Here is a 13858-nt window from a genome sequence, read left to right on the forward strand (position 1 = left end):
GCCCTGGCTACAGCTACTCAAGCGGTTCTATCTCGTCGCTCGGACGGATACTGCCACCTTCAAGGATATCTGCCCGGAGCCCTCCGCGATGAGCCAATGGCTCCAATACGTCTTTTTCGGTGATGCGTTCCAGATACCCGCAGGGCTCACACAGTCGGGCGCCGCGACAGACAACCTCACCGACGCGGAACCGCTTGCCGACGAGATGGTTGAGTGCAGCGTCCTGGGTGACAATATTTCGGCGGTGTTCCCCCGGCGCGAGTTCGATATCCGCCTCGCGCTCGATCCCTTCGATGGCTTCCCGCTCGATGAGCGTTAAATCGTAGCCATCAGGGCGCTCCTCGTTCGGCCCCCCACTTGACGAAGGTTCCGGTCTCGATCTCGCGGAAATATCGGTCCCCTCGGAGGCCTCCCGGGACGGCCTCGACGTCACTCCGATCGGTCATCTCGGCTTTGGCCTCCGGAGCAGTGAAGATACGTTCAACAGTCCCCATGCCGTTCATACTACAAGTTCTCACTCCGTTAGCAAATCTTTTTCGTGAGAGTCTCTCGTTTAACATCTCGTGAGCAGGAAGTCAGCTGTACTGAACGGCAGCCTCACCCTCACTCCGAACGAGGAAAGCACATTGTCAGCTACTGGGACCCCCAACGAATGCGTTCGGGAGAACTTCCTCCGGAGATCTGTGACCACGAACCACTATGTCCGACGCAGCGCCCGCCACTTCGCGGCGACGAACCCCGCGAGGATGAACGCGAACCCGGCGACGGTCGCGGGAGTCACTTCCTGGCCGAGCACGAGCCACCCCGCCAACGCCGCGAACACGGGAATCACGTACTCGATGAAGCTCATCTCGATGGGGCCGAGGTCGTCCAGCAGCGTGAAGTACAGCAGGAAGCCACCGACGCCGGCGACCGCCGAGAGGTACGCGATGGCGCCGAGTGCTGACGGCGTCCACGTGGCGTCCGCGAACGACTGGCCGGGGAGCGCGAGCACGGCGGCGTGGAGGACGACCGCGCCGACGGCCATCATCCACGCCTGCGTGGCGAGGAACGGCATCGACGGCGATCGGCTGTGGGTGACGACCGCGGCGACGGCGAACGCGAGCGCGGACGCGAGCACGAGCGACACACCGAGGACGCTGTCCGCGATGTTCGCGGGGTCGAGGTCGGCGATGACGACGACGCCAGCGAACCCAAGCGCGACGCCGAGCGCGGTGGCGGCGGTGAACTCCTCGTCGGTGGAGACGAGCCGGGTGAGTGCGGGCGTCACCACGGGGACGAGACCCAATAGAACGGCGGCGACGCCGCCCGTGACGTACCGCTGGCCGGCGAAGAGGAACGCGTGGTGGGCGCCGATGATGAGCGCGCCGCCGACGAGCACGTAGACATAGTCGTCCCGAGTCCGGGGGCGGACGTCCGCGCCGGAGGCGAGAACAGCGGCGAACAGCAGCGCGGCAGCGACGTCGAAGCGCACGGCTGCAAACGGCACCGCGGGGAGGTCCGCGAGGCCGACGTCCGTCGCCATGAACGCCGTCCCCCAGACCGCGCACAGCAGCAAGAAGCGGCCGACCGTCCGGTAGCGACTCATTCACGAGGAGGTCGCCGCCGGACGGCGAAATATGCGTCGAACCGCCCCAGCTATCCGAGCGTCCGGACGCGCTTGGCGACGGCGTCGACTTCGCGGTGTGGTGGATCGACTCCTCGAGGAGAGTGAGGATCTCTGGATCGTACCCGCTGATGTGTATTTCTAACCAATGCCCGGGATCACCAATTGGCGACGCGAGAGCCGCTCGCAGACACTCGCGTATCGGAACACCGAGACCGATATGCGAGTCGTCCTGCATCGAGCGCTGGACTCCTACCGGTACAAATGGAGTGGGGTAATCCTCGTCGACGGCTACCCGATCTGGTCGCAGGGGTACGAGACAAAGGACGTGAAGTCGTTCCGTGACGCGCTTCGGGAGCGGCCAATCCCGGAACTCAGCTGTCAGGAGTGTCCGAACGTCGACGTCCTCCTGATGGAGATGGACACAGCAGAACACGATCCTCTCCGCATCGACGTACAGCCGTTCTTGTTCGAGCGTTTTCTCATCACGACCGTCGTCGACGATGCCACGTGAGCGGAACGCGTAGGCTTGGGTGGTGCCATTCGCAAAGTGCGTCGTACAGACCGCCCAGCGATGTTTATCGCCCCAGAAGGGGTGAAGGGGCTGTTCCGTTGTCCCTTCGGAGCCAACGATGGCAACGAGAGAGATCTATACGACGGCGTTCGACGAAGACGTCCAGACGACTACAACTGAGTGTCCTGATTGTGGTGGCAGTATTCGACAGGCTGGCCATGAAACGAGCTGTGAGGACTGTGGACTCGTCCTCGAGGAGAACCAACTCGATCGAGAGCCCGATTGGGGGCGGAGTAACAGGCAGGAATCGAAGAAACGGACTGGTGCACCACTGACGCCGACGCGTCACGATCGGGGTCTGTCCACCGAACTCGGCTATCATCGAGATGGGAACGGAAACACGCTCTCGAGTCAGAAGCGACGGCAACTGAACTGACTGCGTCGCGAACAGTCTCGAGCACAGTGGCAGTCAAAAGCGGAACGGAACCTCGCATATGGCCTCAGCGAAGTCCGGCGGATCGTCGCTCGTCTCGGTCTGGCGGAGAGTATCCGTGATCAAGCGTGTACGCTCTTCCGACGGGCTCAATCCGAGGGGCTCTGTCAGGGTCGATCGCTCGAAGCGGTAGCCTCAGCCAGTGTCTATGCAGTAACTCGGTGTAACGGACTCGGGCGATCACGCGCAGAAATCGCTGCCAGTGCTCGCTGTGATCAGGGGAGACTCACCAACGCCTACGATGCGATGAACGTCGACCTCGAGTTACCGACACAACCAATTTCGGCGACCGATCGCATTCCAAAACTAGCGACGGAGCTCGAGGTTCCGGACCGAGTCCGTCGACGGACAGTTGAGCTCGCACAGCAGGCGAGTGACGCTGGATTCACGATCGGACGTCGGCCGAGTGGCGTCGCAGCGGGGTGTCTGTATCTCGCTGCCGAGCGAGCTGGATTGTCTCTCTCACAGCGCCAGATCGCCGATACTGCAGGAACATCGCCGAATACACTTCGAAACCGACGGGACGAGATACTCGAGCTCGACGCCTGATCTGATCAGAAAGAACCGGATAGTGAGCGCCCGTTCGGATATATTTATCCAGCGACGGCGATGGGTGGCAAAGACGTTCGAGGATGCCCGGGAAGACATGGATGCGCTTCGGCGGTACATCTACCGGCTCGCAGCGGACTACATTAAATCCAGCCAGCAGACCCACACGAAGAGTAATCCTTTTGGCTGTTGCACAGAATTATGCAACTATAGGATGTACGACGTATGTGGCGAGAAGGAACTCAAGGTCATCCTCGCGCTTGACCCGGGCGATTCCATCTCGGGCGTTGCGCGGAAGGTCGACGAGAATCGGGAGACGATTCGGCGCGTCGTGAACCGTATTGAGGAGGCAGGATACGTCGCGTACGATGATGGCCTCCAGCTCGTCGACCAGACGATTCGAGACGCCGGTCTCGAGTTCCTGACAGTGTCAGCAGATATCTCCCCACCGTCAATCTCGGAGGCGTACGTCCTCCCGCAATTCGCCGGTATGGACTACGCCTTCACCGCCATCGATGCAGTCTACGTCTGGACCCGCGGTGGCTACCAGGTCGCTCGCGACCCAGCGGACTATCCGCTGTTCATCGCTGTCCACGAATCCGACCTCAACGCCTGGACGGAGTTCTTCGATCGGTTCGGAATCCCGACTTCGGAAGAGCGCCAGCCCGCTGAAGATGTCGATGGCGCCATTCAGGTCATTCTGGAGCCATGGTCACAGATCGATGCCGAGATGATCGACGGACGGCCTGTCATTCCGCTCCAAGAAACCGTGGCGTTCGCAAACGAGTACTATGCGACCTTCGAGTCGGCACTTGACATGCTCGGACGGATGTACGACGACGTCGACACTGACGCGAGCTACCGCATGGAGCCAGCTTGAACATGAGTCAAGAAGACCGAAGCGAGGCACTCATCGAAGTGCTCGAAGAGTTGGAGCAGTCAAATATCGGGTTCGTACTCGTTGGAGGCTACGCGATCAGTCAGTTCGAGACGCGGTTCTCGACCGACCTTGACCTCGTTATCGCCCCCGACGACTATGACAAAGTCATTACCTTTATCGAAGCGCGCGGCTTCGAACGACAGGCCGATCTCGAAGTTCCACCAGAAGAGACAATCTATAATCGTGAAATCGAACTCTTCGAGCGCACCGAAGGGCTTCCTCACCCGGTCGGTGTAGACATCCTTGTGAACGGCCTCGGCTGCCGACAGACCGAGGCAGAGTGGTCGTTTGACTATCTGCGCACGCATAGTTCCCCGACGACGATTTCGGGCGGGACTCGGTCGACGACTGCACGAGCAGCAGACGGGGAAGTACTCGTCGCGGCCAAACTCCATAGTGGCCGGAAAACGGATCTCGCTGACGTCCTTGCTGCGATCCCCTCGGTCGACTTAGATCTAGTCGAGACGCATCTGCATCGCGGAGATGCTAATGCCCTTCGTCAACAGCTCAGTGACGCACACACATTCATCGAAGAGGGTGGGTTAGATCACCGTTTCAAGAGCATGTTCGGCCAATCCTCGGCCTCAGCCGAGGATATCGAGACACTCCTCGAGTTCCTCAAGCGGCAACAGGAGTGAGAGAGCGCTCACTCCGACAGCAACAGCGACGGTAACTGCGAGTACCCGTCGCCGAAGTTGAGCTAAATAAGAGTGAGTTGGTGCCGTTTGTTGGCGCCTTGAGAGCACGGAGGCGAATACCAGTGAACGACTCGTCAGATAAATCTGGAGAATCAGGTGGTCTTACACCGAACCAGCGTCTCGAAGCACCGAATCATCGATTGATCGAGGCAGGTATCGCGACGATTCCAGATATGGAGACGCTCCAGGAGTGCGTTGCCTACGAGAACGTACACCAAAACCGGACGCAAATTCTGCGGCGGCTCAAGTGGAAGGCGGAAAAATTGCGTGAAAATGAAGAGTAGGATCCGTTCTTAACCAACAATATGCGAGTTAGTTCACCTATTGTTGGTTAAAAGTATGTAGTCCCACGTTTTTTGCGCCCCCAGAGAGAGCGAGGGCTTCATCAAGGGTCTTCGTCCAAAGGTGACTTCCTGTGAGTCAACAACAGAGTGCCGACAACGTCTCAATCGACGACATCCCGGTTGATATCGATAACACGCAATCAGAGGACATCGATCCCGCTGACGTCCCCGACGAAATCGAGTCCATCACCCGTGGGCTTGCCGGCGAGCATCCACCGACGAACCCGCTGGTCGTTCTCAAAGCGGCTCGCTGGTGGCACATTCACGGCAAGGGCGGAACGGATCCCGCCTTCCGGTGGGCTATCGAATGGGCACGTCACCTTGCGACCGACACGCCCAGCGACGTCGATCTGTTCGACGAGTACCTCGAGTACCTCATCACAGTCGGCTTCGCTGACGAATCCCACGAACTCCGGTAACCGAGAGCTCGGTTTTTATACGCCCCGAAGGGTGCGGCGCGTCCTGAACTGACGCAGTCGCCGAGAACTTTATTCGGTGAACACAATGGCTACGACCAGTGATTCGTCGGTTTCCTTCGAGGAGACCGACACGCGAGACGACGAAATGAACAGCACCATCGAACAGTGGATCGACGACCTCGTCGCCGGCGTCGACGACGTGCAGGCTAGCGACGAATTCCAGGAGTGGCTTGACGTCCAGAGTCGCTTCCACGACTATTCGTATCGAAACACGCTCCTCATCAAGCACCAGTGTCCCGAGGCGACCCGGGTGGCGGGCTACCGGACGTGGCAGGAGGAGTTCGACCGCCACGTCAAGGAGGGCGAGTCGGCCATCTGGATCTGGGCGCCGATCATCACCAAGCAGTGCCCGGAGTGCGAGAACTCGCCGAGTTACCACGAGGACAGTGACTGTGACTACGACGAGACGCCGCCCGAAAAGTGGTCGAAAGGCCTCGTCGGGTTCAAGCCAACCCCGGTGTTCGACGTCTCGCAGACCAAGGGTGAGGCGCTCCCCGACCTCGACACGGAAGCGACCGGGGACGCCAGCGACCTCGTCGCTCAGCTGACTGAGACCGCTGACGAACTCGGCGTGACGGTTCAGATAGTTCCAGACGAAGAGTGGACACACGGGGAGGCGAAGGGTATCTGTGAGCAATTGAGTCTTTTTGACGTACAGCCGCTTGTCGAGGTTCGTGATCGAGAAAACAAAGCCGATATCGCACGGACGCTGGTCCACGAGTACGCGCACGCCCTGCTCCACTTCGACATCGACGACGACGACACTGAGCGGTCGAAACGCGAAGTCGAGGCCGAGGCCGTCGCGTACGTCGTCGGCCGGTACTGCGGGCTCGACACCAGTGGGTCGGCGTTCTACCTGGCCGCATGGGAGTCAGACGATCCGGAGGTTGTTCGAAACCGGCTCGACCGGATCAGTCGAACGGCAGAGGAGATCATCGATATCGTTGACGAGGTGATGGAGGATGAGTGATCGAAATCTACTCCTCGAGATCGTCACTGCGCTCGAAGAACAGGGACTCGGTCGTGACGAGTACCAACTGCAACGAGTGGTCGATGTCGAAGCGCTCGAGCAACTCGTCAACTCAGCACGTGCTGATCTCGAAGTCAAATTCTCGGTTGGTGAGTTCCGTCTCTGCGTGACGCAGTCCGATGTGCAGGTTCTTGAAAGCCCATAGTAGGAGAATCTAGCTGGTTCTCCTATCGTATCGCGCTCGAGGAGCCGCCGGTCTCGACAGTCACCGCTCGAGGAGGCTATGGGCGAACAGACACAGTTAGGGGAGGAAGAAAAACGGTTGCTACCGTTGTGTCCATACTGTGGAAAGTAGTGATTCCGGTATACACACAGTCCGATAGAACATAACGCATCACCGTATGGCTGTCGAGTGGCGTCGCCAGACCTCTGGGGATACTCTGCCATCGATGCGATTGCGACTACCGATGCTACATATTTTAGACCGGCGCGATCAACGCGATTTTGAACCGCATTCAGGGAATTAGTTTTCCGGCATCGTCACTCGAAGTTCGCCGTCAACCTCGTAAAAGTAGCCTCGCTCGATCAGCCGGGAGAGTGCATGAGTCGCGTCCTCGGATTCGAGAGCTACGTCATCAATACTGCAAAGAACCTCGATCGCTTGCTCTCGAGGGATCGACTGCACATCTTCTGCTTCAGCCGAATTGAAACTGTGAGTACAAAGGACATCGTATGCGTCCAAAATCCACTCTGGAAGCGGCGGTCGTGGATCAGAGAGATCCCTCATCTCGACTGTGTACGCTACTCTTTGCTATCGACTTGGTTAAGCGTATTCCTCAGCGAGGTACAGGACTGACGCCGTGAGATACCAATCGGTCTCGGAATACTACTTCGCACAAACGGAAACTACGATCCTACTCAGAATTGTCTTTCCACAACCGATTCCAGGACTTGAACGTTGTTTTTTCGCGCCTGATGGGTGAGGCGCGACGACATGTGCCTCGAGAGTACCCATGAGTACAGATCGACCGATTCACTGCGAGCAGCAGCAGGATTACTACCACGATCGCGGCGACACCACTGACCGAGAGCAGCGGTATCCCGGTGATGTCGCTCGACTGAACGAGCACGAGCTCATCGCAATCGACGAGTGGCTACCAGGCAGGGAACCAACCCCATACGAGATCGATCTCACCAACGGCTACGAGTACCGGACACGCTACTGGCGCTGCCGAAACTGTGGTCAAGAACGAAATCGTCGCGAGGAGTTCAGCAATCAGTGTGAGACACCAGCACCACCGACTCCACTCGAGGCTGGCGGCTACTCGATCGACGAGCCACGAACACGTCGTGCTCTGAACGAGGATATGGACGTCCGCTTCGCTATGGTGGGTTCTCTCTATGAGGTTGTTAGCGACAGTGGAAATACCTACGAAGTCGACAGCGAGAGCGAGACGTGTACCTGTCCGGACTTTGAGCAGCGCCAGCCAGACGATGGCTGTAAGCATCTTCGGCGTGTCGACCTCGAAATCCGTACCGGACTAGTTCCCGCACCAGATGGGACATTCAGTCACTGACTCAGGTAATGTAGTCGTCACTCAAGACTATTTGTAGCCCCGAACGGGTGGTCGAGTGTTAGATCGTCAGAGTATGTTCGTTGGATCGTCACAGTGTGATCGCAAAGGGTCTGAAATGTCGCTCAACGCGCGACTGGGAACCCGCCACGGTGAGTAGGGAGCAGTCACAAGATCATAGTTGGCGACCTTGTGATACAACCGATCGATCTGTTTCGATTGTTTAAATGACACGATGCATAGTGTGTTGGATTATTAGATAATAAGTCGGTATACCGGTCGTTACGGACACTAACCTCTATATGGTTGATCAAGGCTCGCTCAATGTTTCAAGTGACGAGTTTTCCCAGAATGGTATGTAGTATCGACAGACAACCGGCCGCCATCACTTAGTATCATCAGTTCAGTTAACATATTGGCGGATATCGAAGTTTCCAGTAACGAGAATAGGAGACACATTCAGCATCTAATCATGTCACAAGACATCACGCCACGAGTACTCCAATTGTTCAAGATCAAACTTAAGAATCATCCGGATATCTCTGCAGAGACAGTAGAAGGATTGCTTCAAGAGCAGGGGAAGAATGACTTCGGTGACGATGACGAACTCCTGGATACCGTCGTCGAAATGATAGAGGACGACGAATGACTATCCAGCTCGAGTCGCTCACCATCCGTGCGTTCCGCGGAGTTCGCGAGGAAGAACAATTCGAATTCAACGGCAAAAACGCCGTTATCGCAGGACCAAACGGATCCGGCAAGAGTACGGTCCTCCAAGCGATCGAGTTCCTACTTACTGGACAGATTGCTGCGCTCAGAGGGTCCGGTACTGGCGGAATCAAAACGACCGAACATATTCCGAATCAATACGCTAATCCCGACGAAACAGCCGTCGAAGGGACGTTCACTGTCGAAGGTGAAGACTCGTTTCGAATCGTCCGGGAATTCACGAACCGCTCACAGATGCAGGCCGAAGATCGCCCAGAAGCATTTACCGAACTTGTCACAGCAGCGAATCAGGGCCTCTTGAATCTCTCTCGTGATGAACTGCTGGAACTTGTTATCACGACTCCAGGTGACCGGAAAGATCAGATATACCATCTGATGAACACCGAAGGACTCGACGAGCGACGTCGACAACTCAAGCGGTTGGCGAAAAATGCAGATCGTCAGGCATCAACGAACAAAACGCGCTATGAAGATAACCTCCAACAGATCCAGAAAATCGTTGGCGATGGAGTCGTGACGTCCATCGACGACGATTCGGAACTCCGACCGGCAGCGCTCTGTGAAGCCGTGAACGTCCGGCGAGAGCGCGTCGGCGGTGATCCAATCGAGAGCATCGACGCGGTCGAGTCGTTCGAGGAAGGATTGACATCACCACTCGATCAGGCATCGAATCCGCTGCAGCGCGACGACGTCCGTCGACAACTGACTCAACTCGAGGATTGGGTCGACGATGGGCAGACGGAGGTAGCAGAAGCATTGGACAACATTCGACAGGAAATTCGTGCACTGAGTGCAGACGAGGACGCACTCACTGCCCTCGCAGAGCGCTCACTTGTCGACCAGGGCCGCAAGCTCGTCGATACGACTACGCGTGAGTGTCCGCTCTGTGAGCAACCGTGGGACAAAGGAGAGTTGCAAGCGCACCTCGAGAACCGAGCCGATCGACTTGAGCGTATTGAGGGGCGTATCGAGACAATCGACGAATTGGCCGAGAACGCAGATCGGAAACTGAATTCGATCACAGGAACGATCGACCGATTGGTCGAAGCACTCTCGACGGATGAGGTCGATATCGATCTTCGACCATTGGCGCAGTACCAAGAGCAACTCGAAGCAATCGTACAGGCTGTCGATACCGATCTCACAGACGATCCGAAAGCAGTGGATCTTGACAATCTGTCTCTTCCGAAGGCCGACCAGACTAACGTTCCCGAAACCCTCACTGAGCTCCGTGATACGGCAGCTGCGCTCCCGGAACGATCGACGATAGAAACCATGTGGGGCGAACTGCAGACGCTAGATAAGACACACAAACGGCTACAGACAGCTTCCATAGAACAGACGCGATATGCACGAGCAGCGAACGGGTTCGAAATCGCTCACGAAGAGTTCCTCAAGGCACGGGATGACGTCCTCAGTGATATCTTTGAAACGATTAGTGACCGGTTCGCGAGCTTTTACCAAGCGGTGAATCCCGACGAAAGCGCGTTCAATCCAACGATCGGACAGACGGATACCGGGGTCGAATTCTCTGTGGAGTTCTTCGATACGGGCGACCACCCGCCGAATGCGCTGCATAGCGAAGGCCATCAGGACCTCATGGGCGTCTGTCTCTTCCTGGCATTAGCATCCGAGCTCTCTCCACTCGAGCGGACACCAGTATTGCTAGATGACGTTGTGATGTCGGTCGACGAAGGGCACCGAGAACAATTTGCAAAGGTGCTCCAAGACGAGTTCAGCGACCACTTCCAATTCTTGATTGCAACCCACGACGAGACGTGGGTCAACCAGCTCGTGAATACAAGTGTCGTTGATGATAGGGAAGTGATCAAATTCGCTGAGTGGACGCCAGACCGTGGGCCAGTTCTCGAGGTGAAATAAGTCCAATCAGATCATAGTCTAACGACTAACAGTGAACCGAACTGTTCAACCGATAAGATCATATACGTCAGAAATATTCTTCCAATATGATTCAAAGAGGGCTAATAGATGCTTTGGATAGCACTCATTTGTTGGATACAGAAGAGAGGATATTCCTGAAAGGTAAGGTGATCCAGCATGCAAATTGAGGACACCCGAGCAATCTGTACTACACTTTTTGCTGGATCCATTGTCCTCGCCAATGTACTAGCAGCAAAATTGACGTGGGTCGAATTACCTGTTATCGGTGGCGTTGCCGTTCCAGCAGGGTTTGTTGCGTTCGGTGTCGCCTATCTCGCGTCAGACTTGCTTGTTGAGTACCACGGACGCGAGTATGCGGCATCAGTCGTCAACGGAACTGTAGCCACGCTTGTTGTAGCGTACGCGCTAGTCTTCGTGGCGATCTGGATGCCGACAGCGCCCTTCTATGATGGAGAAGCAGCGTTCGTAGCTACGCTTGGTGATTCGGCGTCGATTATCCTAGCATCTGTCGTAGCGTTGGCAATCGCTCAACACCTTGATGTCAGACTTTTTTCGAAACTCAAGTCTCGAACAGGTGGTCGACATCGGTGGATACGCAACTGTGGGTCGACCGCCACCAGTCAGGGTGTCGATACGGTCGTGTTCATCACACTCGGGTTCGCGATCTTCCCAACTATCGGTCTCGGCGGTGACCCAACGTGGGGGTGGTCGTTGATATCGATCGTCATCGGCCAGTATTTGGTCAAACTACTGGTTGCACTCGTTGATACCGTGCCGTTCTACGCGGTGACGGAAGTCGTTGAGCAGAGGGCGTGAAACCTCGATGCGACCGCCCGTAGTGAGTCCGTGGAGACCGCTCTTGCCCGGTACCGACGGGTTGAACTGGCCGCTACGAACGAGGAGCGCGACCTCGAGACCCTCGTCTCGTTGCACAATCGGCTGTTGGTCGACCTCGGACTTGTCGACGCCGAGCAAGAATCGGAGACTGGCCCGGTCTCGGAGGTCGGCGCGCTCGTCCTATGCGGTGAGGATCCTCAAACCCTCCTGGAGACCCTCGCCGTCGCTAAGTGGCGGAGCGCCCGCCGTCTCCTCCGGGAATGCCTGGCAATCGACGGGGAACTTCCCAGAGAGGAGTACAACGGCCTACTCCGCGACGACTGGGAAAAAAACGTCCTGACTCCCCTGCTCGGATCGTTCGGGCTCCTGACCGCGTATCCGACCGGCGTCGACGTTACCGAGTCGGCCGCACAGGCGGCCATGGACGCATACGATGCGACCTCGACGGACGTCGCAAGGGCGTCGCTCTACTGCCGCGTGCTCTCGTCAACGATGAGCCTCGACGACTCGACTGGGGCGGACGTCACAAGTGAACTACTAGGTATCGAACCGGGCAGCGAGGTCGTTCCCGCAAACGCGATCGGGACGCTCGGAGAGGACTTTCCGCGAGCGATCGACCACGAAGCGGTCCTCGAGGCAGCGAGCGAGATCCGGGTGGAGTACGAGCAGGCGTCCCAAAGATATCGCCGCCTGGCCACCGGTGACGTCTCGGTGCCCGAGCGAGCCGATAAGGTCCTTCGCGTTACGTCCGAGGACGTCGATCCTTCTGATATCGCGTCGGTCGATGAGATCTTGAATCTGGTCGCGACGGTTATCGATGGCGATCTCGGTCGAATCGAAATGGACTATGTCACTGACGCCCTCAACGCCGAGCCCTACGATTGCTTCCAAGTACTGAACAACGTGCCCGGACTCGAATGCGATCTTGCAGACGAGACCGTCGAGGTGGTGCGCGTCCCGTCCGATGTCGCCGGGACAAGCCGCCTCGACGAGTACGTCGAGTACTTGCTTGATCAACACGCGATCGTCTCTCAGCGGATCGAAGCTCTCTCGCATCCCGAGTTCGAACTCGAGGGGAACCACGCCGACGCGAACCTCGTGGATCGCCTCGATCGTCTCCAGGATCGTCAGGTCGCGCCAACGTACTTCGCGTACACGTTGATCGACCCCGAGTCGCTCGGCGAAGAGGCGATGGACGACTACGTCGGCGACTCCCGGGGCCTCCGCCGCGAGCGCGCCCTCCTCCAACGGTGGCATGAGGACCTGCCGAGCGGCCTTCGGTCGTACACGGCGATGACCGACCGCCTATTCAGCCTCGGGCTAGAGGAAGAACTGGATCACCGTGTCCTCCGGATCATGACGCCGTTCGACGATGACACGTTCAGCGAGTACGCCGCGCAACTGCGGCGCCTCCTGGAACGTGGCTTCGAACTCCGCCTGCTCACTCGTCACACGAAAGAGCCCTGGGAGTGGCGCCGTCTTCGGGACAACCTGCTCGCACAACTCGAATCGAACCGCAAGAACGTCCACATCCGGACCTACTCGCGCTTCAAGACCCACCAGCGGGTCACCCGTGACACGGACCTCAGCGACCTCAGTGAGCTCGGGATCCACGGCAAACTTCACGTCATCGGCGCTCCCGACGAGGGTGCCGCACTGCTTGGCTCGGCGAACTTCATGGAGAACAGCTACCACTGGAACCCCGAGTGTGGCGTCTACACCGAGCAGTCCGCGTTCGTCGACAGCGCCACCGAGTTCTTCGATGTCGTCTGGGATATCGCCGGTGCGGACCAGCTCTCGCTGGAACGACTCCAGGAGATTCCGGAACGGCGGTTTATCCCGAGCTACTACAGTTAGCCCTCGCTATCTGTTCTTTAGACCTTCTCAAAGAGTCCTGGACTGGTCGGAGGGGTATAGGAATCGAGGAACGACCGGACGCTCCCGTGCTTCGCACGAAGCGTCTCGAAGCGCTCGTCGGTGGGTCGCATGAACCCCTGCGGGTATTCCATCGAGTACCCCAGCGCCTCGTGGAGTTCCTCCGCGGGGAGATCGATCCGTCGAACGCGATCCAGATAGATCACGAAGGGCCACGGCTCCTCTTTGTTCGCGACGATTCGGCCCCCATCGTAGGGCACCCACAGTTCCTCTGCGACATCAAGACAGTAGCACACCAACCAAAGAACGCCTGGAATGTCACCACTGCGACCGGACAATCGACCCCGG

Annotated in this window: 19 protein-coding genes and 1 pseudogene; 15 read left to right on the plus strand and 5 right to left on the minus strand. The window is 57.7% G+C overall.

What is annotated here, in order from left to right:
• Positions 1 to 13: 13 nt before the first annotated feature.
• The 3 genes from LDB05_RS21750 to LDB05_RS21755 form a co-directional block, all read right to left on the minus strand.
• Positions 14 to 391 (minus strand): MOSC domain-containing protein, encoded by a 378-nt coding sequence (locus LDB05_RS21750; RefSeq protein WP_425498618.1) that lies wholly within the window; start codon positions 389 to 391, stop codon positions 14 to 16.
• Positions 330 to 503, minus strand: coding sequence for a hypothetical protein (locus LDB05_RS23680; RefSeq protein ID WP_425498622.1), 174 nt, complete (start codon positions 501 to 503; stop codon positions 330 to 332). The genes LDB05_RS21750 and LDB05_RS23680 overlap by 62 nt, the downstream gene beginning before the upstream one ends.
• A gap of 194 nt (positions 504 to 697) precedes the next feature.
• Complete coding sequence (locus LDB05_RS21755) at positions 698 to 1588, minus strand: DMT family transporter (protein ID WP_226007956.1); 891 nt, start codon at positions 1586 to 1588, stop codon at positions 698 to 700.
• An 85-nt stretch (positions 1589 to 1673) separates the two neighbouring features.
• Between LDB05_RS21755 and LDB05_RS23735 the strand changes: the two are divergent.
• The 10 genes and pseudogenes from LDB05_RS23735 to LDB05_RS21795 all read left to right on the plus strand — a co-directional run.
• A pseudogene (locus LDB05_RS23735) lies at positions 1674 to 1751 on the plus strand (DUF7995 family protein); the annotation flags it as partial.
• 3 nt (positions 1752 to 1754) lie between these two features.
• Entirely contained in the window at positions 1755 to 2120 is a 366-nt protein-coding gene (locus tag LDB05_RS21760) for a DUF7568 family protein (RefSeq protein ID WP_226007957.1), read from the plus strand.
• A 118-nt stretch (positions 2121 to 2238) separates the two neighbouring features.
• Positions 2239 to 2556: a TFIIB-type zinc ribbon-containing protein gene (locus LDB05_RS23510; RefSeq protein ID WP_343232923.1), complete on the plus strand. Its 318-nt coding sequence runs from the start codon at positions 2239 to 2241 to the stop codon at positions 2554 to 2556.
• A 99-nt stretch (positions 2557 to 2655) separates the two neighbouring features.
• Positions 2656 to 3162, plus strand: coding sequence for a transcription initiation factor IIB (locus tag LDB05_RS21765; protein WP_425498619.1), 507 nt, complete (start codon positions 2656 to 2658; stop codon positions 3160 to 3162).
• 214 nt (positions 3163 to 3376) lie between these two features.
• The gene (locus tag LDB05_RS21770; RefSeq protein ID WP_226007958.1) at positions 3377 to 4042 is read left to right on the plus strand and encodes a helix-turn-helix domain-containing protein; all 666 of its coding nucleotides are present in this window, start codon (positions 3377 to 3379) and stop codon (positions 4040 to 4042) included.
• A 2-nt stretch (positions 4043 to 4044) separates the two neighbouring features.
• Positions 4045 to 4740 (plus strand): nucleotidyltransferase family protein, encoded by a 696-nt coding sequence (locus LDB05_RS21775; protein ID WP_226007959.1) that lies wholly within the window; start codon positions 4045 to 4047, stop codon positions 4738 to 4740.
• A gap of 122 nt (positions 4741 to 4862) precedes the next feature.
• The gene (locus tag LDB05_RS21780; RefSeq protein ID WP_226007960.1) at positions 4863 to 5084 is read left to right on the plus strand and encodes a DUF8129 domain-containing protein; all 222 of its coding nucleotides are present in this window, start codon (positions 4863 to 4865) and stop codon (positions 5082 to 5084) included.
• A 131-nt stretch (positions 5085 to 5215) separates the two neighbouring features.
• Positions 5216 to 5563: a DUF8013 domain-containing protein gene (locus LDB05_RS21785; protein WP_226007961.1), complete on the plus strand. Its 348-nt coding sequence runs from the start codon at positions 5216 to 5218 to the stop codon at positions 5561 to 5563.
• Between the two features lie 85 nt (positions 5564 to 5648).
• A complete protein-coding gene (locus tag LDB05_RS21790; RefSeq protein ID WP_226007962.1) occupies positions 5649 to 6593 on the plus strand; it encodes an ArdC-like ssDNA-binding domain-containing protein in 945 nt (314 codons plus the stop codon).
• Complete coding sequence (locus LDB05_RS21795; RefSeq protein ID WP_226007963.1) at positions 6586 to 6798, plus strand: HalOD1 output domain-containing protein; 213 nt, start codon at positions 6586 to 6588, stop codon at positions 6796 to 6798. Before LDB05_RS21790 ends, LDB05_RS21795 begins: the two co-directional genes overlap by 8 nt.
• A gap of 318 nt (positions 6799 to 7116) precedes the next feature.
• Here the strand turns inward: LDB05_RS21795 and LDB05_RS21800 are convergent, their stop codons facing one another.
• Positions 7117 to 7380, minus strand: a complete 264-nt coding sequence (locus tag LDB05_RS21800) for a hypothetical protein (RefSeq protein ID WP_226007964.1) — start codon at positions 7378 to 7380, stop codon at positions 7117 to 7119.
• Between the two features lie 226 nt (positions 7381 to 7606).
• Here LDB05_RS21800 and LDB05_RS21805 point away from each other — a divergent pair, with 226 nt between their 5' ends.
• From LDB05_RS21805 to LDB05_RS21825, 5 genes are all read left to right on the plus strand, one after another.
• A complete protein-coding gene (locus tag LDB05_RS21805; RefSeq protein ID WP_226007965.1) occupies positions 7607 to 8170 on the plus strand; it encodes a hypothetical protein in 564 nt (187 codons plus the stop codon).
• Between the two features lie 469 nt (positions 8171 to 8639).
• The gene (locus tag LDB05_RS21810) at positions 8640 to 8816 is read left to right on the plus strand and encodes a hypothetical protein (RefSeq protein ID WP_226007966.1); all 177 of its coding nucleotides are present in this window, start codon (positions 8640 to 8642) and stop codon (positions 8814 to 8816) included.
• A complete protein-coding gene (locus tag LDB05_RS21815) occupies positions 8813 to 10777 on the plus strand; it encodes an AAA family ATPase (RefSeq protein WP_226007967.1) in 1965 nt (654 codons plus the stop codon). The genes LDB05_RS21810 and LDB05_RS21815 overlap by 4 nt, the downstream gene beginning before the upstream one ends.
• Before the next feature lie 177 nt (positions 10778 to 10954).
• Positions 10955 to 11614 carry a queuosine precursor transporter gene (locus LDB05_RS21820; RefSeq protein ID WP_226007968.1) on the plus strand — a complete coding sequence of 220 codons (660 nt, stop codon included), beginning with the start codon at positions 10955 to 10957 and terminating at the stop codon, positions 11612 to 11614.
• Between the two features lie 30 nt (positions 11615 to 11644).
• On the plus strand, positions 11645 to 13492 hold the full coding sequence (locus tag LDB05_RS21825; RefSeq protein ID WP_226007969.1) for a phospholipase D-like domain-containing protein: 1848 nt from the start codon (positions 11645 to 11647) through the stop codon (positions 13490 to 13492).
• A gap of 17 nt (positions 13493 to 13509) precedes the next feature.
• Here LDB05_RS21825 and LDB05_RS21830 read toward each other — a convergent pair whose 3' ends face one another.
• A complete protein-coding gene (locus LDB05_RS21830) occupies positions 13510 to 13770 on the minus strand; it encodes a hypothetical protein (protein ID WP_226007970.1) in 261 nt (86 codons plus the stop codon).
• Between the last annotated feature and the right edge of the window lie 88 nt (positions 13771 to 13858).

This window comes from Natrinema salinisoli (assembly GCF_020405205.1).
Taxonomy (GTDB): domain Archaea; phylum Halobacteriota; class Halobacteria; order Halobacteriales; family Natrialbaceae; genus Natrinema; species Natrinema salinisoli.

What these genes read in the sequence shown, in the direction of transcription:
- LDB05_RS21755 (WP_226007956.1), bottom strand. Translation starts at nt 1,588, where the DNA reads ATGAGTCGCTACCGGACGGTCGGCCGCTTCTTGCTGCTGTGCGCGGTC.
- LDB05_RS21815 (WP_226007967.1), top strand. Translation starts at nt 8,813, where the DNA reads ATGACTATCCAGCTCGAGTCGCTCACCATCCGTGCGTTCCGCGGAGTT.
- LDB05_RS21795 (WP_226007963.1), top strand. Translation starts at nt 6,586, where the DNA reads ATGAGTGATCGAAATCTACTCCTCGAGATCGTCACTGCGCTCGAAGAA.
- LDB05_RS23510 (WP_343232923.1), top strand. Translation starts at nt 2,239, where the DNA reads ATGGCAACGAGAGAGATCTATACGACGGCGTTCGACGAAGACGTCCAG.
- LDB05_RS21810 (WP_226007966.1), top strand. Translation starts at nt 8,640, where the DNA reads ATGTCACAAGACATCACGCCACGAGTACTCCAATTGTTCAAGATCAAA.
- LDB05_RS21800 (WP_226007964.1), bottom strand. Translation starts at nt 7,380, where the DNA reads ATGAGGGATCTCTCTGATCCACGACCGCCGCTTCCAGAGTGGATTTTG.
- LDB05_RS21770 (WP_226007958.1), top strand. Translation starts at nt 3,377, where the DNA reads ATGTACGACGTATGTGGCGAGAAGGAACTCAAGGTCATCCTCGCGCTT.
- LDB05_RS21805 (WP_226007965.1), top strand. Translation starts at nt 7,607, where the DNA reads ATGAGTACAGATCGACCGATTCACTGCGAGCAGCAGCAGGATTACTAC.
- LDB05_RS21760 (WP_226007957.1), top strand. Translation starts at nt 1,755, where the DNA reads ATGCCCGGGATCACCAATTGGCGACGCGAGAGCCGCTCGCAGACACTC.
- LDB05_RS21775 (WP_226007959.1), top strand. Translation starts at nt 4,045, where the DNA reads ATGAGTCAAGAAGACCGAAGCGAGGCACTCATCGAAGTGCTCGAAGAG.
- LDB05_RS21820 (WP_226007968.1), top strand. Translation starts at nt 10,955, where the DNA reads ATGCAAATTGAGGACACCCGAGCAATCTGTACTACACTTTTTGCTGGA.
- LDB05_RS23680 (WP_425498622.1), bottom strand. Translation starts at nt 503, where the DNA reads ATGAACGGCATGGGGACTGTTGAACGTATCTTCACTGCTCCGGAGGCC.
- LDB05_RS21790 (WP_226007962.1), top strand. Translation starts at nt 5,649, where the DNA reads ATGGCTACGACCAGTGATTCGTCGGTTTCCTTCGAGGAGACCGACACG.